General features: G+C 54.8%; 12 protein-coding genes. 5 read left to right on the top strand and 7 right to left on the bottom strand.

The features are described from left to right. Positions 1-346 precede the first annotated feature (346 nt). The 4 genes from ACZA91_RS12960 to ACZA91_RS12945 all read left to right on the top strand — a co-directional run bounded on the left by ACZA91_RS12960 (position 347) and on the right by ACZA91_RS12945 (position 8,946). Positions 347-3,064, top strand: coding sequence for a phycobilisome rod-core linker polypeptide (locus ACZA91_RS12960; RefSeq protein WP_463182548.1), 2,718 nt, complete (start codon positions 347-349; stop codon positions 3,062-3,064). 400 nt (positions 3,065-3,464) lie between these two features. Continuing rightward, the gene (locus tag ACZA91_RS12955) at positions 3,465-5,540 is read left to right on the top strand and encodes a calcium-binding protein (RefSeq protein WP_463182546.1); all 2,076 of its coding nucleotides are present in this window, start codon (positions 3,465-3,467) and stop codon (positions 5,538-5,540) included. A 716-nt stretch (positions 5,541-6,256) separates the two neighbouring features. Further along, on the top strand, positions 6,257-6,829 hold the full coding sequence (locus tag ACZA91_RS12950) for a hypothetical protein (RefSeq protein WP_463182544.1): 573 nt from the start codon (positions 6,257-6,259) through the stop codon (positions 6,827-6,829). Positions 6,830-7,149: 320 nt separating this feature from the next. Continuing rightward, complete coding sequence (locus ACZA91_RS12945) at positions 7,150-8,946, top strand: Calx-beta domain-containing protein (RefSeq protein WP_463182542.1); 1,797 nt, start codon at positions 7,150-7,152, stop codon at positions 8,944-8,946. Positions 8,947-8,985: 39 nt separating this feature from the next. Here ACZA91_RS12945 and ACZA91_RS12940 read toward each other — a convergent pair whose 3' ends face one another. From ACZA91_RS12940 to ACZA91_RS12920, 5 genes are all read right to left on the bottom strand, one after another. Continuing rightward, positions 8,986-10,527, bottom strand: a complete 1,542-nt coding sequence (locus ACZA91_RS12940) for a glycosyltransferase 61 family protein (protein WP_463182540.1) — start codon at positions 10,525-10,527, stop codon at positions 8,986-8,988. Between the two features lie 66 nt (positions 10,528-10,593). Continuing rightward, entirely contained in the window at positions 10,594-12,822 is a 2,229-nt protein-coding gene (gene ppk1 / locus ACZA91_RS12935) for a polyphosphate kinase 1 (RefSeq protein ID WP_463182537.1), read from the bottom strand. Then, complete coding sequence (locus ACZA91_RS12930) at positions 12,822-13,055, bottom strand: hypothetical protein (RefSeq protein WP_099535054.1); 234 nt, start codon at positions 13,053-13,055, stop codon at positions 12,822-12,824. Before ACZA91_RS12930 ends, ppk1 begins: the two co-directional genes overlap by 1 nt. A gap of 246 nt (positions 13,056-13,301) precedes the next feature. Next, positions 13,302-13,793: an EVE domain-containing protein gene (locus ACZA91_RS12925; RefSeq protein WP_463182535.1), complete on the bottom strand. Its 492-nt coding sequence runs from the start codon at positions 13,791-13,793 to the stop codon at positions 13,302-13,304. A 76-nt stretch (positions 13,794-13,869) separates the two neighbouring features. Further along, entirely contained in the window at positions 13,870-14,943 is a 1,074-nt protein-coding gene (locus tag ACZA91_RS12920; protein WP_463182533.1) for a mannose-1-phosphate guanylyltransferase, read from the bottom strand. Between the two features lie 1,042 nt (positions 14,944-15,985). Here ACZA91_RS12920 and ACZA91_RS12915 point away from each other — a divergent pair. Continuing rightward, positions 15,986-17,548, top strand: coding sequence for a serine/threonine-protein kinase (locus tag ACZA91_RS12915; RefSeq protein ID WP_463182531.1), 1,563 nt, complete (start codon positions 15,986-15,988; stop codon positions 17,546-17,548). Between the two features lie 32 nt (positions 17,549-17,580). Here the strand turns inward: ACZA91_RS12915 and ACZA91_RS12910 are convergent, their stop codons facing one another. Together ACZA91_RS12910 and ACZA91_RS12905 are read right to left on the bottom strand one after the other, a co-directional pair. Continuing rightward, positions 17,581-18,666, bottom strand: coding sequence for a hypothetical protein (locus ACZA91_RS12910; protein WP_463182530.1), 1,086 nt, complete (start codon positions 18,664-18,666; stop codon positions 17,581-17,583). Between the two features lie 793 nt (positions 18,667-19,459). After that, a complete protein-coding gene (locus ACZA91_RS12905) occupies positions 19,460-19,699 on the bottom strand; it encodes a hypothetical protein (protein ID WP_099535049.1) in 240 nt (79 codons plus the stop codon). Between the last annotated feature and the right edge of the window lie 851 nt (positions 19,700-20,550).

Here is a 20,550-nt window from a genome sequence, read left to right as displayed (position 1 = left end):
TGATTGTTTATATAGGAATTGCTGAAAAGAGGCTGAAACGAGGACTCGCAAGGGTGATCACCGCGATCGAGTCTATCGCACCCCCTGCCCTTCCAATGCCTGCGATCGCCCGCCTGAGAAGCATACACACTTCTTAACAAAGGCCGCCCCACGCACAGAATCGTTTTAGTCTAATGGGTGGATTCACAACCATATTGAGTTGAGATCGTCCCTTCCATGTTCGCCGACAGCCGTTGAGGGTTGCCAGCGTCGAGCCAACCTGAGGCTAAGGGCTAAAGGTTCTGTCCAATGTCACAGAACCCGGTACGGTCGTTCACCTGACTTAGAAAAGGACCATTAGAATCTCATGAGCGTTAAAGCAAGTGGTGGAAGCTCGGTTGCCCGTCCGCAGCTCTACAGCACTGTTCCCGTATCTAAAATTTCCCAAGCAGAACAACAAGATCGCTACCTAGCCCCAGCGGAACTCAGCGAACTTAAAACTTTCTTTAGCTCCGGTGCTCAACGACTGGCCATTGCTCAAGTCCTGACGGTTAACGCCGAAATCATCGTCTCGCGAGCAGCCAACAAGATCTTTACCGGTGGTTCGCCCCTGGCTTTCTTGGAAAAGCCGCCAACGGATGAACCGGTAATGGCCACCACCACCAACCCCGTAGCCAAGACGGTGCAGGAAGGCATGACCTTCGGCACCGTTACCTACGTGGAAGCCAAGAGCAGCGGCGGTGGCCTGTTCAGTGGTCTGCGCGACTTTTTCTTGACCCCCTCCGCGCCCATTCCCGCTGGCTTCCGGCCCATTAGCGTTGCCCGCTATGGCCCCCGGAACATGCAAAAGTCCTTGCGGGACATGAGCTGGTTTCTGCGCTATGTGACCTACGCGATCGTGGCCGGTGACCCGACGATCATCGCCGTCAACACCCGTGGTCTGCGCGAAATCATCGAAAACGCCTGTTCCACGGCCGCCACGATCGTGGCGATCGAGGGCATGAAGCAAGCGGCCCTCACCTACTTCCGCGATGATGCCAACGCCACGGAAATCGTCAAGCAATACTTTGATGTATTGCTAACGGAGTTCAAGGCCCCCACACCGTCCAACAAGGTGCGTCAGCGACCTTCGGCAGATCAACAGGGTCTGGCCCTGCCGCAAATCTACGCCAACGCCGCTGAAAAGCGCGTGAAGTACGCGATGAAGCCCGGCCTGTCGGCCACCGAAAAGAACGATGCGGTGAAAGCGGCCTATCGCCAAGTGTTTGAGCGCGACATCACCCGCGCTTACTCCTTGGGAATTTCTGACCTGGAATCCAAGGTCAAAAACGGCGAAATTTCCATGAAGGAATTCATCCGCCGTTTGGCTAAGTCGCCCCTGTACCGCAAGCAGTTCTTTGAGCCGTTCATCAACAGCCGTGCTCTAGAACTCGCTTTCCGTCACATTCTGGGTCGTGGCCCTTCGTCCCGCGAAGAAGTGCAAAAGTACTTCTCGATCGTCTCGAGTAGCGGCTTGGCGGCCCTGGTCGATGCCCTGGTCGATTCGCAAGAATACGCGGATTACTTTGGCGAAGAAACCGTGCCTTACCTGCGTGGTCTGGGTCAAGAAGCCCAAGAGTGCCGCAACTGGGGCCCGCAGATCGACCTGTTCAACTACAGCGCCCCCTTCCGCAAGGTTCCCCAATTCATCACCACCTTTGGGGACTATGTGCAACCCCTGCGCGATCAGCATCCCTACGGGGTTGGTAATGATCCGCTGGAAATTCAGTTTGGGGCAATCTTCCCGAAAGAAACCCGCAATCCCAAGAACCGGCCTGCGCCCTTTGGCAAGGATACCCGCCGGATTCTAATCAAGCGTGGTGCCGGGATTGAGAACCAACTGAGCAACCCGGGTGCAGTGGGCAAGGCTCCTGGCTCGATGGGGCCCAAGGTGTTCAAGCTGGATCAGTTGCCCGGGATTGGCAAGTCAGTGAAGACCGCCAGCATTCGCTTCTCGGAAAGCACCACCCAAGCCGTCATCCGCGCTGCCTACCTGCAAGTGTTTGGCCGCGATGTGTATGAAGGCCAGCGCCTGACGGTGGCGGAAATCAAGCTGGAAAACGGCAACATCACGGTCAAGGAATTCATTCGTCAGTTGGCCAAGTCGGATTTGTTCCGCAAGACCTACTGGAGTTCGTTGTACGTGATGAAGGCGGTGGAGTATATTCACCGTCGCCTGTTGGGTCGCCCCACCTACGGTCGCAATGAAACCAACAAGTACTTCGACATTTGTGCCAAGCAAGGGTTCTATGCCTTGATTGATGCAATTCTCGATACGGCGGAATATGCGGAAGCCTTTGGGGAAGACACGGTTCCCTACGAGCGCTATCTGACGGCGGGTGGCCAAGCCCTGCGCACGACTCGTCCGGGTAACTTGGGCTTCAAGGGCGTGCTGACCAAGCCGGAACCGGAAGCACCGCGCTTTGTGGAGCTGGGACAACCGCTCTCGATCCGCACGGAAGGGGATGCGAGCAACCGCGCTGGCCAAGGGGTGAGCCGTCGTCGCGAGCAAACCAAGACCTTCAAGCTGACGACCACGACCGACAAGGTGGCCCTGAAAACGGCGATCGCGGCGGCCTATCGTCAGGTCTTTGAGCGTGACTTGGATCCTTACATCGTGCGGGCTGAGTTCACGGCACTGGAAAGCAAGCTGGGCAATGGCGAAATCACGATGAAGGAATTCATCGAGTCATTGGGCGGCTCTCGCTTGTACACCAAGGAATTCTATGCCCCCTATCCGAACACGAAGGTGATCGAATTGGGTCTGAAGCATTTCTTGGGTCGGGCACCGCTGAACCAGGTGGAAATCCGCAAGTACAACCAAATTCTGGCGACGGAAGGTCTGAAGGGTTTTGTGTCGGCCATGCTGAACACGCCGGAATATGCGGAGTGCTTCGGTGAGGATACGGTTCCCTATCGCCGGTTCCCGACGCTGCCAGCGGCCAACTTCCCGAACACCAACCGGTTGTATGACCAACTGACCAAACAGAACAGCGATGTGGTGGTTCCGAGCTTTGTGCCGGCAACGCCCCTGAGCCGTGCCTAAAGCGCGGATTCTGTGGGTCTTTTCTGACAGGTGATTCTGTTGAATTTGAGGTTGTGAATGCTCCTACATTCGATCGCTCGCTGAGGCTGGGCGATCGGGTGTAGGCTTCTCAATTTCAAGCCTGATTGGATGGTTGCCGATCGACTCAGATCAATTAAACATACCTTTTAAGCCAGTTTTTCAAGACTGCTGAAAACAAGGGGCCTTCGCTCCTTGTTTTTGCGTTTTTGGCGCTGTTGATGATCGCTATGGTAATGACCGTTCATAGGACTGATAAGCGTAGCTCGCCTAGAGTCCGTTCTTTGTGATACCGATTACCATCCTATTCAAGATAAAATTACTACCGACTTCATAACTTAAACAACCCGTCATTCAAAAGATTTGAAGCCAGGGTGCATCAATGGCTATTTCATTTAGCGGTTCCTATAGTCAGAACTTCGACGCTCTCAATTCGAGTGGTTCTAACAGTGATCTAGCTTGGACTAATAACACTACGCTGCCCGGCTGGTATTTGTTTCGCCAGCCCGCTCCTGGCCAAGCTTTAACAATTTATCGATCGAGTCAAGGCAGCGACAACACAGGCAATTTCTATAGCTTTGGCATCAATAAAGAGAGCGATCGAGCCTTAGGCGGCATCGGCTCAGGCGGGGATTATTTCGATAATCCTGATAGTGGAAACATTGCCGGATGGATCGCGTTTGCGGCCAAAAACGCCACTGGCACGACGATTAATCATCTCACAATTTCCTTTGCGGGTGAACAGTGGCGAAATGGGGGAAACGCCACTGCGCAAACCATGGTGTTGGAATATGGCTTTGGTAGCAGTTTCACAACCGTTCCAACCTGGACAGCGCCGGGCAGTGGATTCAATTGGACTTCGCCTGTCGCAACTACGACGGTTGGCATAGTTGACGGGAATGTTGCGGGGCGGGTTGCGGGCGTTGGAGGCGCACTGTCCGGCTTGAGCTGGGCCCACAATGACACCCTCTGGCTTCGTTGGGTAGAGCGAAATGATACGGGGCATGATCATGGTTTAGCGATCGATGACTTCTCCCTCACCGGCACACCCAACCCCACCGTCAATCTCTCGGTCAGCCACAACAAAGGAACCGAAACCGATCGAACCGTCATCACCGTTACGGCCACCGCTTCCCGGGCCGTTGTCAGTGACCAAACCATTGAATTCCAAGTCAGCGGGGCAAACATCACCCCGGAAGACTATCAGCTCAGCCAACCCCAAATCAGCATCACCAACGGCAACACAACCGGCTCCATCACCTTCACAGTGATGGATGACGCGATGGTGGAAGGAACCGAAACCGCCACCATTACCCTGAAAGCAACGACCAGTGGCTTGACCCCCGGCAGCAGCCTGGTACAAACGATCGAGATCGAAGATAACGACGGGGCCATCAGCTCCCCCAGTCCCCTGAGTCCGGTCGGTGGCTTGGCTCCGGCTCCTGTTGCTCCAGTTTTTGTGGCTCCGGCCCCGATCGCCCCCAGCCCAGAACTTCTCCCCAGCAGCCCGATCGCCCCACCGCCGCCCCTGCCGCCTCGACTGATCGTGACTCTCGATCGGGGCGGGCCCATCATTCTCGACGACACCACCGCCCCCATACAACTCACCCAACCCTCAGCAACCACAGACAGCGCAGCCCGGCCCCAACAGGTGATCAGCATCACCAATATTGGCTCAGAACCCCTGAAGCTCTTGGATTTACAACTCCCCAAGGGCTTTTCCATTTTGGAAACCCTGCCGCCCGTTGTTCTGCCCAGCACCACCCTCCCAGTAACTTTGGCGCTCACGGAGCAACCAGGAACCTATGACGGGCGCGTTGTTCTGCTCACCAACGGCGAACCAGCAATCTATGATTTCCCGGTTGCTGGACAGGTTCCCCCCAGCCTCAGTTCTTTCCCGATCGGGGACAGCGGTTATGGGTGTCAACCGCCCTTGCTGATGCCCGATCGCACCCAAACCGGTTCCGATCGCGCAGATATCCTGTGGGGTAATGCCGAAAGCAACCAACTCTTGGGGCTAGGTGACTCTGACTGGCTATGGGGTGGCGCAGAAACCGATTGGCTGGCCGGCGGTGATGGAAACGATACGCTCTTTGGCAACCAACAGGCGGATACCCTCTGCGGCGGAATTGGTAACGATCTGCTCTTTGGCGGTCGGGGAGCGGATCTCCTGTTTGGCAGTGATGGCGATGACCTGCTCAGTGGCGATCGGGGCGAAGACACCCTAATCGGCGGCGCGGGGAGCGATCGCTTTGTGATTGGTGAAGGCACTGAGACGATTCTCGATTTTGAAGTCGGCATCGATCGGCTCGTTTTGCCCTTGGGTGTGGGTTTCGACTCTTTGAACCTGACGGTGAGCAATGGCTTTTTGAACCTCAGCAATGGCACAACACTGCTCGCCAAGATCGCCAACCTCGCGCCCAACCAACTGACCGCAGCAGATCTCGCTCCGGCTTAGGTTCGTTTTGAATCATCACAAGCGGACAATTTGAAATCATCTTCTCCGTAGAATTCCTGAAACCTACGGAGAAGACCTCTGATTGTTGAACAACCGAAACCAGGTGAAGATCAAATCCCAATCCTAGACAGGCACTTCGTCTGAGCTGGCTTTGTACAATCTTGCTTATCATCCATCCCCCAACAATCAAACTTTAATTGAATGATTTCATTTAAGTACCCTTTTGAGATCAACCCAATATCTACTTTATAAAACTAAATCTATTTATCTAGAAATCAAGCTTTTTTTCGACCAAATTGAGCTTTTCTTTAAACTTAACATCTAACCAATTAGAACTTGATCTTGTTTTTTGCCTGAAAATCGACTTTCTTCGAACTTTTTCAAGTTTTTTGATCCGTAAATCGATGCAAGTTGATTGTATATAAAAGAACTTTCTTAGACAACCCATCAAGCTTGAGATCTAGTCTTGACTCTTCCTAGGAGTTAATTTATACAAGACTGGGAAGGAATTATCTCTCTCGCTTGCTGGATATCTCGGCACTCTTGGTCAGAATTGTCACTAATACGATCTGTTCTGATGAAACTTGGGGTGATCTACGTTGACTGATGCCAAAGATTTAGTGATCTGCCTGGCTGATCACAACATCACCCAGTTTTTGCCAAACGTAGTCCAAATCATTTTCCAGCACTAAACAACTACAGACCATTTCTCTGGCATGTCACCAAATATTGTCAACGGCCCTAGCAATTCTCCTGATGCAATTGGGCCAACAAGTAACAGCGACGACTTTACCAATAAATCTTTCCAAGTTAGTGCAACTCTATCGCCGGGAAGCACCATCAACCCAGGAGCAGTTTCCTTCACTAACACGGTTAAGAATACAGGTACTTCTGCAGCCTATATTTCTTTACGACCTTCTGCACCAGCCAACTTGACTGACTTGCCCAGCAGTACGATCGTAACCATTTCCTATGGCTCTGCATCTGCTATCTACACATACAATGGCACAGTTTTTAACTATACAAGCGGCAGCGGCATTGTAAACGGTAACCCAGTAGGTTCATTTAACCCCGTTCAAATTGGGCCATTAGCCGTCAACGCAACTGCTGACTATACAGTCAGTATTGATCTGCCCGCCGATACACCTCTTTCAACGGATACCAACATTGAGCGGGGTTTTCCTGTGCCCATCACGGCATTCATTGATGCCAATGGTAACGGCGAAGCAGACGATTCGGTAAAAACGATACGATTAACCGTCTCTATACTGGATTTCTTCAGCAGCTAAAACAATCGCGGATCTTGCAGGGAACTGGGCCAACTGTTCAAGGAACTGATGGAACTCTCTCGACATCCCCCAAGCAACCTGCACCAGGCAATATCATTGAGTACGTTGTGCAGTACAAAAACATTTCTGACAGCCAAGTCGGAAGCGGGAATGTGATTTTGACTGCCAGTAATGTAGTCATTACTGAAGATGGGATTCAAAATAATTGGGCAAAAGATAACGATGGCGATGCTGTAATTGATACTAAGCATGTGCTTGGTTCGGTACAGACAACAAGCGGAACAATTCAATATTTTAGTGGCAGTCTTGCTAATAATCTTTTGGGTGGTGAACAAAGTGGCAATACGGCCACTGGCGATGTCACTAAGTATGCAAACACTTTAACTGGAACGGTCTCGCCAGGAAGTTCGGGAACATTTACGTTCCAGCGGCAAGTTAATCAGACAACAGTTGGTCAGGGGATTAATAACATTGCCAGTGCAACTTATGAAGATGTAAACAATCCCAGTGTACCGATCAAGAACACTTCTAACCAAGTAAGTGCAACCATTAGTTCTGTTGTACCTACAGTCAATCTCTCCGTCAGCCCCGCCTCTGGTTCTGAAGCCGCCGCCACCGCCATCACCGTCACCGCCACCGCCAGTGCGGCGGTCAGTGGCGCACAGACCGTCACCCTCGGCGTGACCGGTACAGGCATCACCACCGGGGACTACAACCTCAGCAACACCACAATCACCATCCCCAACGGGGCAACCACTGGCTCCGTCACCTTCACCGTCTTCGATGATGCCTTGGTCGAGGGCACTGAAACCGCCACCCTCACCATTTCTGGCCCCAGCAGCGGCATTCAGCTTGGTTCTACCACCACCGCGAACGTCACCATCACCGACAACGACGCGCCACCCGCAACTCCCACTCCTGCGCCGGGGCCCGCTCCTACCCCCGCTCCTGCGCCCGCGCCCAGCAGCCCGATCGTGGCGGCTCCCCCGGCTCCGGCTTACTTCTCCATCAACCTCGGCAACAACGGCCCCACCCTGCTCAACGCCACGGATGTTCCCATCCGCTTCGGGGCCAACCAAGATAGCAGCAGCACTCTCCAAACCCTGACGATCACCAGCCTCAGCCCCAATTCCCTCAAAATTCTGGGTCTCGAACTGCCCAACGGCTTCAGCTTGGTTGACCCCCTGCCGGAAGTGGTGCTGCCGGGTCAGGCGGTTCCCATCACCCTCAAGCTCAGTGGCAAAGCAGGCGACTACTCAGGACAGTTTGTTCTCAAAACCAACGGCGACCCCCAATCCTATCGCCTCCCGCTCGTTGGCAAACTGCTCGTCGATTCCACGCCGCTTTCGGATCGGACACTGCCCGTTTGTCCTTGCGATACGTTGACGGATCCCACCATTCCCCAGTCCATCTCTCCCAAAACTGGCTCTGAGGGCAATGATTCCTTGGCCGGAACTCCCAACAGTGACCATCTCTTGGGGCTGGCGGGCAATGACTTGATCAGCGGCCGACAGGGCACGGATTATCTCTTTGGTGGCGAAGGGGATGATTTCCTGTTTGGCGGTCGGGACTCCGATTGGCTCAATGGCGAGGCGGGTAATGATTTCCTTTCGGGCGACCTGGGCGCAGATACAGTGTTGGGCGGTGCGGGTAATGACGTGCTCTTTGGCGATCGCAGTACGCCCGGGGAAACGGCAGAGTCAGGCGCGGATCTGCTCTGTGGCGGTGACGGGAACGACACGCTCTTTGGCAACCAACAGGCGGATACCCTCTGCGGTGGAACTGGTAACGATCTGCTCTTTGGCGGTCGGGGAGCGGATCTCCTGTTTGGCAGCGATGGCGATGATCTGCTCAGCGGCGATCGGGGCGAAGACACCCTGATCGGCGGCGCGGGGAGCGATCGCTTTGTGATTGGTGAAGGCACTGAGACGATTCTCGATTTTGAAGATGGAATCGATCGGCTCGTTTTGCCTACCGGACTCAGTTTTGAATCCCTCAGCCTGACCGTGAGCGATGGCTTTTTGAACCTCAGCAATGGCACAACACTGCTCGCCAAGATCGCCAACCTCGCACCCAACCAACTGACCGCAGGAGACTTCACTCCGGCTTTGGTCTAGGTTTGCTTGGTGATTGGGCGTTCCGTGGTTGGCTGATTTCTATAGACTTGCCCGATCGAGAATGGTTGCCAAGGCCTGAGGATCGATTTCCAAGTCATCTCGATAGGCTTGGGCCTGGGCCATCCAATCCCCGATCGGCAAAGGTGGCAACGTTTCGCGCCCCAACAGGGCCCAATAGTTCAAATGGCTACAGTTGGCCACTAACCAAAAGAAATTCGCCACATAACGCGGTGGAAATAGCTCAATCACCGTTGTGCCCGGTTCGGCGTAGGCCAAATTGGTCAAACCTGCGCCATGGGGAGCCACAATGGCACGGGCCCGCTGGAACAGGGCGGCTTGGTGACCCAGACTGAGACCATCAAGATCCACCGCCTGAAACCCCCGCTGGGTCAACAGAGGTAAAATTTCTGCTTCGTTTAAAAACCGGCGATGCTGCACATTGTTACGCCTGGTGATGTAGAGCCGATCGGGACAGTGGGCCGGGTCGATCGCCGTGGCCAGCGGTAAAAATTCCCGTCGCAAAAAGTCGCGGGTCTGGGGAGTGAAGGTGTTGTCGGAAATGGGAGTACAGCGGCCCAAGGGCGGCAAGGCCAAGAGCCGATCGGCTTGCAGGTGGGGATGACGATCGCTCGAAACGACACGATCGGGGTTAATGCCCAAGCGCTCCAGAGTGGCGAATTGAAAGGGATAGTCGAGGCGATCAAACACCCACCAATCGATCGCCGATCGCTCAAACCCCGCCTCCGCCAACCAAGCCAACCGGGGCAAACAGTCCACCATCCAATGCCAATAGTTAGGCCGAAACCGCACAGACAAAAAGGCCGCCGTGCCCGACAGTTTCCGAACAGGCGGTGGCTGGCTCACCGCCTGCAAAGGCGCAATCCCCGAGGATAGTTCCTGAATGACTTGATGGTCGGCCGTGGTGATGCAGATCCCCAACTGGGAAATTTGGGCCCGCCCTTGGGGAATAGCCAACACTCCGGGGCGAGGCCAGGGCGGCAGTTGGGGGGCCGTGTCTGGAGCCAAGTGCGGATGCACAGGCCCCAACATCCGGGCAGCTTTGAGGGGTGGGTAGGGGTCGATCGGCTCCAGCCAGCGGGTTTGCTCTGCGGGTAAATCGGCGGCGGAACACAAATGCAAGGGATAGTCCAACCGCGCAAATTCCTGGACGATCGCGGGGGGCAGTTGCCAGCGCTCACAGTCGGCCGCTTCCCGATCGCGCCCCAATTCCCGCAGCAGCCGCGCCACCCGAAAACAGCAGGTGGCCCCGTTGCCATTGGCTTGGAGCGATCGCAAGTAGGCCCGAATCGCCATCGGGCGATCGCCCAGCCCTTCCGCCACTTGGGCCCCTTGCAGCCACAACCGCCAGTTAGCAGGAGCCAACTCCGCCGCCCGCCACAGGGCCGTGGCTGCCGCCGGCCACCGTTGCAGTTGGGCCAGCACTTGGGCGAACTGCACGTATAAATCCGAGTCCTGGGGCCGATCGCAAATGGCCGATCGGAGCCGTTGCCGCATCAGTTCAGGGGCGATCGGCTCCGGGTTTTCGGCCACCGGGTTTTCGGCATCAGGCAACTCTGCCACCACTAGCAATCAATCCACCACTAGCCATGCATCAATCACTAGCAACCGATCCACCCCTGGCAACCCCTAATCGTCATCCTTCAACACCGCTTCTTGTTCCGCCAACTGCATCAACACCACCTGAGAAGCCTGGGGATCTGCTTTTCCAAGGGGTTGCCGTTGGGTATAGATTCCATCCGCTTGCAGTTCCCAAGCGTTGCGTGTGTCAGCCAGCATCACACCCAAAATGGCTTGCAATTCTTGCACCAAATCGGGATCCTCGATCGGGGTGACGGCCTCCACCCGCCGCGTCAAGTTGCGGGGCATCCAATCGGCACTGCCAATATACAGCTCATCTTGGCCGCCATTGTGGAAATAGAAAATGCGGGAATGTTCCAAAAAGCGGCCCACAATGCTGACCACGCGGATGTGGTCGCTCAGGCCCGGCAAACCCGGCCGCAAACAACAAATTCCCCGCACAATCAAATCCACCTGCACCCCCGCTTGGGAGGCCTCATACAGCGCCCGAATTACCACCGGATCAACCAGGGCATTCATTTTGACCACAACCCGCCCCTGGTGACCTTGGCGGGCCCAATCGCGCTCCCGTTGAATCAAGGCCACCATTCGATCACGCATGTTCACCGGGGCCACCAACAGCTTGCGATAGGCGCGTTGGCGAGAATAACCCGTTAGGTAATTGAACAAATCGGTCAAGTCAGCTCCCAGCTCCGGCCGGCAACTGAGCAGCCCCACATCGGTGTAGAGCTTGGCGGTTTTGGGGTTGTAGTTTCCGGTTCCAATGTGGACATAGCGGCGCAGGCCCTCCGGCTCCTTGCGCACCACCAGCACAATTTTGGTGTGGGTTTTCAGTCCCACCAAGCCATAAACCACATGCACCCCGGCGCTTTCCAGCTTGCGGGCCCAGTTGATGTTGTTTTCTTCATCAAACCGCGCCTTGAGTTCCACCAACACCACCACCTGTTTGCCGTTTTCCGCCGCATCAATCAGGGCATGGACGATCGGGGAGTCGCCAGAGGTGCGATACAGGGTCATCTTGATCGTCAGCACGTTCGGATCGCGGGCTGCTTCCGTGATGAACCGCTGCACTGTGGCCGAAAAGGAGTGATAGGGATGGTGTAGCAGCAAGTCTTGGCGGCGAATTTCTGTGAAAAAGTCGCTGACTTCCTCTTCCTCTGGGGATTGCACATTTTCCGAAGGTTCCGGCAGGCGCTGCACCCGCTTAGGAATCACTGGGTTCCAGGACGGATCTTTCAAGTGAGGCAGGGGCAAGCCCAAAAAGGCCATGAAGTCCCGTAGCCCCAACAGACCGGTGACGGGATAGACGCTCTCGGCGGTAATTTCCAACTCTTCGAGCAGTCGATCGCTAATTTCCGTGGGCATGGTGTCCAGCACCTCTAGCCGCACCACGGAACCACCCAAGCGCCGCTTTCGCAATTCCTGTTCGATCGCCAGCAGCAGATCATCGGCCTCATCTTCCGCCACGGCGATGTCCGCGTTGCGGGTGACCCGAAAGGGCTGATATTCCAGGATATTCATGCCCGGAAACAGGCTTTCCAGGTTGTGAGCAATCACCTGCTCGATCGCCACGCAAACCCAAACCGGCTTACCGGGATTGGCCCCCACCCAGTCAGCACTGAGGGTGGCCGGATCCAGGCTATCGGCCGCCAGGGGCAAAAACCGGGGCAAGCTTTCGGGAACCTTCACCCGCCCAAAGTGATCTTCCTGGGTTTCCGGATCCTGCACCACCACCGCCAGATTCAGGCTGAGGTTGGAAATATGAGGAAAGGGATGACCCGGATCCACCGCCAGGGGCGTGAGCACCGGGAAAATTTCCGCCTCAAAGAGCTGATGGAGATAGGCCCGCTGCTCTTGGTTCAGGTCAACGTAATCCAGCAGGTAAATGCCCTGTTCGGCCAACAGGGGGCGCAACACCTTGGCGTAGTGTTGATGTTGCTCGGCCACGATCGGGCGCAGGTGCTCGGCAATTTCAACCAGTTGCTGTTGGGGCGATCGCCCGTCGGGGGGCCGCTTGGCCACGCCCGCTTCCACCTGCTTTTTGAGGGCGGCCACGCGCACCATGAAAAATTCATCCAAGTTGGAGCTGAAGATCGCAGAGAACTTCAACCGCTCCAACAGGGGGTTGCGATCGTCCATAGACTCGTGCAGCACTCGCCGGTTGAACTGAATCCAACTCAGTTCCCGGTTGAAGTAGTACTGCGGATCATGCAGATCGATCGATTGCGATTCCGGTCGATCGGGATTTTCCGTGGTAGCTCGTTGCGCCCTAGTCATTACTCGTTGCCGCCTGGCCCATGAGGTCGAAACATTTCCTGTTCGCGACCGACCCACCATTCACCCAAATTCATCAAGTCTTGGTGAATGTCCGCTAGGGCTTGGGAATATTCCGCTGGCGAAAGGCGATCGCGCTGCTCTTCCAATTTGGCAAGGCGAAGCTGTACCAGCAACCAGGGTTTGTGGGAACTGTCGGTACCTTCGATGTAGCGGGCAATGGCTTGGCTAATCATGGGGATTGGGGGCGGACGCGCTCTCGACCGTAGCAAAAATGGCAGTTGCCTCAGCTTAACCTATCTTTAAAATTTGGTTAAAGCGCAATTTCCCAAAGCCGGAGCAAGGCGCTCCAGCCCCCAGCCTGCTGGCGTTCGGTGGAGTTTGATGGGGTTTGATGGAGCTGAGAGACCCAATTTAACAGACCCAATTTAACAAATTAAATTGGGCCCCCGTTTGGCTCTCTTTTAGCTTTCTATTTAGGTTTAAGGCGCGGTTTGAGGCGAGCTGGCCAACATTAGCAATCGCTCAGCCACGGGGCGATCGACCGGCGTAACGGAAAGGCGGTTTCCCCGTCGCAAAATCAGCAACTCATCAGCCGTGAATTGCGATCGCAACAATTCCAGAGGTAAGAACCGATCGAAGGTTTGCAAATAGGCCACTTCCACCGTGAACCAACGGGGGCGATCGGGACTGGCCTTCGGGTCAAAATACGGGCTGTTGGGGTCAAACTGGGTTGGATCCACCACCTTGGCCACGGCCACCTGCGCCAGACCCGCAATTCCCGGCGGCTCCGTGTTGGAGTGATAAAAAAACGCCCAATCTCCCGGCTGCATCGCTTGCAGAAAGTTACGCGCTTGATAGTTCCGCACGCCATCCCAAATGGTCTGTCGATCGCGCTCTAGGTGGGCGATCGAGTAAGTTATGGGTTCAGATTTAATCAGCCAGCAAGCGGCCGGCACAGGGGGCAAAGCCATAGGAAAACGAGCACAAGCAAAGCTCTGTGATTAAAACACAACTTAAAATCCCTAGCGACATCAACCTAAACATGCCCTAGAGCCGATCGAGCCATTCGGGATGCTCCTGCACCGCCTTCACCGCCGCCTTAATATCTTGGGTGCGATCCTTCGCCACAATCAGGGTCACATTCCCATCGCGCACCACCACCACATCCTCTAGGCCAATGGTGACCACCAACTCTTCGGGATCGCTGCTGTAGACGATCGCCCCGGTTGTCTCCAAAGCCAAATGTTGAGCCAAATCCACATTAGCCCGATCGCCCTTTAACAGCCGCTCGATCGCATTCCAATCGCCCAGGTCATCCCAAGCAAAGGCCGCCGGAACAATGCAGGCGCGATCGGTCTTTTCCATCAGCGCATAGTCCACACTCAGCTTGGGAACCTTGCCATAGGCCGCCACCCCTTCCGCCCGCAGCGGTTCAATAATTTCCGGGGCGTGCCGTTCTAATTCCGCAATCACCGTCTTGGCCTGAAACACAAACATGCCGCTATTCCAGCTATAGCGACCACTGGCGAGGAACTGTTCAGCCCGGGCGCGATCGGGCTTTTCCGTGAACCGACTGACGCGATAGCCCGGCAGGCCCGCAAAGTCCCCCAAGGCCTCGCCCTGTTCGATGTAGCCATAGCCCGTGGCCGGCTGGGTTGGCGTAATGCCCAAGGTGACGATCGCCCCCTCCGTGCGGGCCAAGGTCGCTGCCGCTGCCAGGGTTTGGGCAAACGCTTCCCCGTCCCCAATCCAGTGATCCGCCGGGAAAAAGCCCAACACCGCCTCATCACCATATTGCTTGGCCGCCTCCAGGGTTGCCCAAGCCAGGGCCGGGGCCGTGTCGCGCCCTTCCGGTTCGATCGCAAAATTTGCCGCCGGTAATTCTGGCAACTGTTCGCGGGCCGTGGCTTCCAGGTGCTGACCCGTCACAACCCAAACATGCTCCGCCGCCCCCGCCAACGGAATCAGGCGATCGATCGTGGCTTGCAACAAACTGCGGCCGCTGCCATCCAAGCAGAGAAACTGCTTGGGAAACTGACGGCGACTGAGGGGCCAAAACCGCTCACCCTTGCCACCGGCCAAGACGATCGGGATTAACTGGGGAGTTGAGGAAGCAACCATTTGTTCAAAGACCATCAGACTTAACTGGAAAACCAATGCGGAGACGGCGGGCCCCCAACCGGACACAAATTCAGGTGCAGACTCGCGATGAAAGCTCTAGACGCAAACTCTAGGGGCAAAACTTTAGGGGCAAAGCTCAACACAAACTTAACGATGGATGCGACCAATTCCCAGAATTGATAGAAATTTCGCAAGTTCCGCAAATTGCGCCAATTCAACAAATTCCGCACATTCCGTACGTTTCACGGATACCTGCAAACTGGATTTCCCCAATTCTGGCTTGGCCCAAGGCGATCGGCACGGTTTTTACCGTTTCCACAGTTGCAACCGACAAGTGATCGACGCGCTCTCCACTCGCAACGGGGCCACAAAACTGAGCCGCCAAAGGGCCCAATTCTGCACAAGGGCGCGATCGACCCCTTTGCTCCATCAGTTGGGAGTAGGCGACAATGATTGGGGAATCGGGCCCAACGCTTCCTCTCCCTGCCAGCTCTCCTCAACCAACCCCGCCGCTCCATTTTTTCCCTACTCCTGGCGGGCGATCGCCCTCAAGGTCTCCCGCCGCCAATCGCATTGTTCATCAACTTTTTGCTTTAATTTTGGTTGGTTTGCTTACCCTAGCCTTCTAGACAGGTCTTCGGGAGCGGCTCCTGATGGCTCTGATCAGGTCAGATATGGCTATTGGAGCAGTTAAATCAGTTAGATCTGTTGCATCCGTTCCATTCAGCATCTGCTCACTCGGGCATCTGCTCGCTCGGGTGTTCGATCGAGTTCCTTTGGCAAGGATCATGACGAGGAAATAGACCAGTTAGTCTGGGTGCAACCGAATTCGCAGAATTTCAACGCTTGATCTCACGGTCTGGCCCCGCCGACTGAGTACCTGAGTACCCAAGACTGCATACCCAAGATTGACGATCGCCACCTGGGCATCACCACCTGGGCATCGGGGATACTGATAGGATTCACCGGATTTGTTGCATTCTTGGTTTGATTTGACGATTTCTAATTTTTGCGATCAGCCCAGCAGAAGAGCGCAGACGCTATGAGCGACCCGAATCTTGGCCGAGTGCTAGCCGACCGATATCGACTCGATGAGTTGATCGGGCGCGGTGCTATGGGTCGCGTTTACCGAGCCAAGCACATCCTGCTGGATGCGCCCGTGGCCGTGAAGTTTTTGTCTCAAACCTTGCTGAACCAGAAAATGCGCGATCGCTTCAAACGGGAAGCCCGCTCCTGTTTTCTGTTAGGGCAAAAAAGCAAGCACATTGTCCAGGTGTTGGACTACGGGGTCAGCGAAGATGAGGTTCCGTTCTATGTGATGGAATATCTCGAAGGTCGAGACCTGGGGGCGATCTTCAAGCGGGAAACCATGCCCCTGCCGCGTTTTCTCAATCTGGCCCATCAAATTTGCCTGGGACTTCAGGCGGCTCACCAGGGCATTTTGCTTGAGGATCGCCTCTGCCCGATCGTCCACCGAGACATCAAGCCCAGCAACCTGCTGGTGGTGCAAGATCCGGACATGGGTGAGTCGGTCAAGATTTTGGATTTTGGGATCGCCAAGCTCATGCAGGGGGATGCGGCCCAAACCAGCCACTTCATGGGAACCCTGGCCTACTCTTCACCGGAGCAGATGGAAGGCAAGGAGTTGGACGGCCGGGCTGATATCTATAGCCTGGGCGTGGTGATGTTTGAAATGCTCTCGGGGAAGATGCCCCTGCGGGCGGAAACCCATTCCTTTGGCAGTTGGTATAAGGTACACCGGGACAGCCCGCCCATGACCTTTGCGGAGGCGCGGCCGGGGCTGAAAGTGCCCAAGCCGCTGGAGTCACTGATTTTGCAATGCTTGGCGAAAAAGCCAGACGATCGCCCCGCGTCCGTGAGCGATATTTTGCAAGCCTTGGAGCCGATGGAACACCGCTACAGTCCCGGCCGGCTGATTAGTCGTCGCATTGAAAGCACACTCCAGCGGGCGACCTTGCCCGGAGCTTCCCTCGGCGGTGAGGGCGGGTCTGAATCGCGGGGTCGATCGAGCAATGCGGATCCTGATGTGCTCTGTCGGTTGCAGTCTTGGCCCAAGGGCAAACCGGTGGCGGAAATTGTGTTTCCTCACCTGCTGCCCACCAGTGGCGACCCGTTGGCAACGGTTTGGATTATGTTGCCGCGCCAAATGATTCGCGCCATCCAATCCAGCGAAGAGGGCAGCAGTTGCTACAGTCGGTTTATGGGCATGATGTCTCCCCATCCGATGGTGCTGTGGCTGACGGTGCTCTATATGTCGATCGGGGATGGCACGCGGCGGGCCAAATGGCTACCGTCCTATTTGGATTTGAAACAGCCCCGCAATTTGGAGTTGGCTCGGCAGTTGGCCAAGCAGAGCTGTTATCGGTTGCTGTTTTTTGCCCTTGAGGATCCCCACAGTTGCCAATACGTGGCCAAGATTCACCTAACGGCGGCCAATTGCCAAATGCTGCGTCAGTGGGCTGACCAAAGCTCACAGATGCCCGCAGCGGATCCGCAGGTGGGCAAGGCCTATCTGCGTAAGGAGTTGGATCGCGCCAAGCCCCAAATTTTGCAGCAAATTGAGCAGCGATTGCGTCGGACTTGAAGAGCCAATCCACCCAAGACCGCCGCGATCGGCTAGGGAGTTTGCAGACTGGCGATCGCCCGTTCCCAAGCACCAGTCACTTGCTGGATAGATTGGGGCAGTCGATCGCGCATCAGATCGGCATATTGCACCGAAACTCCCCGATCGGTCAGGGTCACCGTTTGGTAGTCTGCGGCTCCCGGTGTGGGCAAGTAGCTGAGACCCGAGAGATTGGACAACATGCTGTTATCCAGAGCCTGTTCCAATTCCGTTCGCTGATTGGCAGACAGTTGGCCCACCAACTCCGGCGCTTGATTGTTGATGCGCCGCACCAATCGCCCATCTTCCATCAAAGTCCAACGTTCCTGGCGACTGGCAATCCCGCCAGTGATGTGCATCTGGAATCGCTCCCCATTGCCGAGGGTGGGGAGGTCGCTGGTCATGGGAGCAATGGCGGTTGTGCCGTTGCTGGCGGCTTGGTTGTAGCGCACGAGGTTGGCCGCGCGATCGAGGTGAAACACAAAGGCCCGATCGCCCTGATTCAAAATGGCTTGCCAACCATCGATCGCAATCATGGTGCAGGCCGTGAGCGGCGCGTCATAAACCCCCATGCAGCCATCCCAGGTTCTGCGTTTCAGGGCTGTGACCGTGAGCGATCGAGACGGCAACTTCAGCGATCGTTCCGCCTGTCGCAGCAACCGCTGTTCCACTTCTGGCGTGAGCGATCGGGAACCCACCGCTTGGCGAATGATCTGACCCGCTTGATCGGCGCGATAAAACCAACTGGGCGGCCCCCAGGATTGACGCTCGCTCACTTCAACGGCCCAGCCCGGGACTTGCATTTGGGCACAGAGTTCCGCTGGCCCACCCAAACCCAAGCAACTGTCTGACCAAGTAGCGCGGGTGGCTTCGCGAATGGTCAAGTTTGCAGGCGCTTGACCCAAATCCCGGGCCGCCACTGCCAAGATGCGCGATCGCACCGATGGGGGTAACTGATTGCTGGTGTTGAGCACGGGGGTCGATCGGGGATTGGCCTGGGCGATCGACGGCTGCCCCAGTTCCCCAACAACCCCCATTAACAGACCCAATCCCAAGGGCAGAACCAAACCCAAACGCCAACGCAAAGCAACAGGAGACATAGACAAACTCGATCGGTCATTAGCTGTGAGAAATCAAAAAGCAGCGGTCTTGAAGCCTTCAATTGCTGTCTTCAATCACCGTTTTCGATTACTACTCATTCAGCATCGGCCAGACCTTGCTCAGGAAAAGTCACCATGAGCCGGTCTGTCGGATGTCACCTGCTAGGCGAGTTTTTCCCCAATAGTGCTTCCCATGGATCGTCGCGCCAATCCAGTAATTGCAATTGATTGAAACTTGAATTGCTGTTTGCTGATTGGCTTTCCCGATCGGGCCAGTTAAGCAACCTCAACAGGCCCTGCCCCTGGAAAACCCAGCCAGCCTTGAGGGCAAACAGCACAACCCAGAGGCCCAAAAGTTCTAATATCCAGTTAAATCAATCTGGTAAATTTGGCAAATTTGAAAATACAGCCTTTGTCTAGAACGATTGGTACGCCATATCACAGATATCATGAAGTAATTATGAGGTGGGCAATGCCCACCCTACTAGTGCTTGAAAATAGTGCCTGTGAGATGACGATTTATGATAAACGACTTAGGATAAGAATCGTGATTGATGCAAGAGAGCTAATAGATAAAGCAAAATCGTAAAACGAGAAATTGATGCAAGACATCTAATAGATAAAACACAATCGCAAAACAAGCAATTGATACAAGCGATCTAATAGATGAAGCAAAATCGTAAAACAAGAAATAGAAATAAAATAAAAAACAAGGAGCATTAACCCCTTGTTTTCGTAATCTTCAGTGCGCTTTCAGTGAAAAAGCTTTGGGGGAGCAAATTTCAGGCAGTCTTTATTCCTCGTCCCAAAGGGCCTGGGTATAGCCAAGCTTCGTCAAAGCCGCTTGCTGACCAGCACTCAAATCTTCCCAATATTCATCATCACTGGCTGGGGGATCCGTATCTTCTTCCCAGCTCGACTCATCCCATCCCAACTCACCCCAGAGGGACTGCTCTTCGCTGCTGAGATCAGACCAGCTCAAGTCTGCCCAAGTGCCACTGGGGTCGCCGTCAACGTCGCGAATTCCAGACATATTTTTTCTCAGTGGAGAATAATTTGATCAAGGGTAATCACAAGGCATCAACAATTTGCGAGCAACCAGTTTGCAAATTGTGACTGATCGTAGGTTGACTTTACATCAACCAAGATGAAGGTTCCATCAAGCTGTTGTCACTCCATCAAAACTCAGAGTAGCTCGTTGTTTTCATTCAGAAGAATAGCCCAGAGATTTTGCTTCATGAATGACCCAATTCGCAGGATCCATTTTTTGAAGAGTAAGCAACAATTCGATGGTTAACTTAGATCATCCGCTTAATTGATCAAGAAATTAACCCAGCCGAATTTGGTATAACACCACGATTCGGCAGCGTCAAGAATAGATTAAGCAGAGTCTTTTAAAGATTTATTGAATTCTAGAACAAATCGAAATTTAACCACCATACAGCCCTAGGGGGGTCACAATTTAGCTCATGATCAGTGCGTTAAGTTCATTGATTGCGAAGTTCATTGATTACATTGCTGCATTTGTTGCATGAGCTGAGCACAGAAATCTTGGTGTGGCAATTCAGGTTAAACATGATTGGCGATGGTCGATCGAACCGTTCACCGGTTTGAGGCGCTGAGCAACAGGCACGCAGGAGGAAGACAACAGCCCCAGGCAAAACGACGCAAACCCAGCCGCAGGCCCCAACCTGGGGTTGCTCCCGTCGTTGATCGGCCCACCAGGCGGCAACCGGACGGGGCCACGGGGCGATCGGGGCAATCCGTTGGATCCAGGAAATTGTTAAGGAATTTCTAAAGTCAGCAATGGGTGAGGGGCGTTTACGGTCAGCAGTCGATCGCTCAAAAAGCTCTGGGGGTTAGGCTTCTGGTTTCAAAGCGGCA

This window comes from Limnothrix sp. CMB-01, assembly GCF_055193175.1.
Note: the sequence above shows the minus strand (reverse complement) of the source record. Positions and strands in the feature narration are given on the sequence as shown.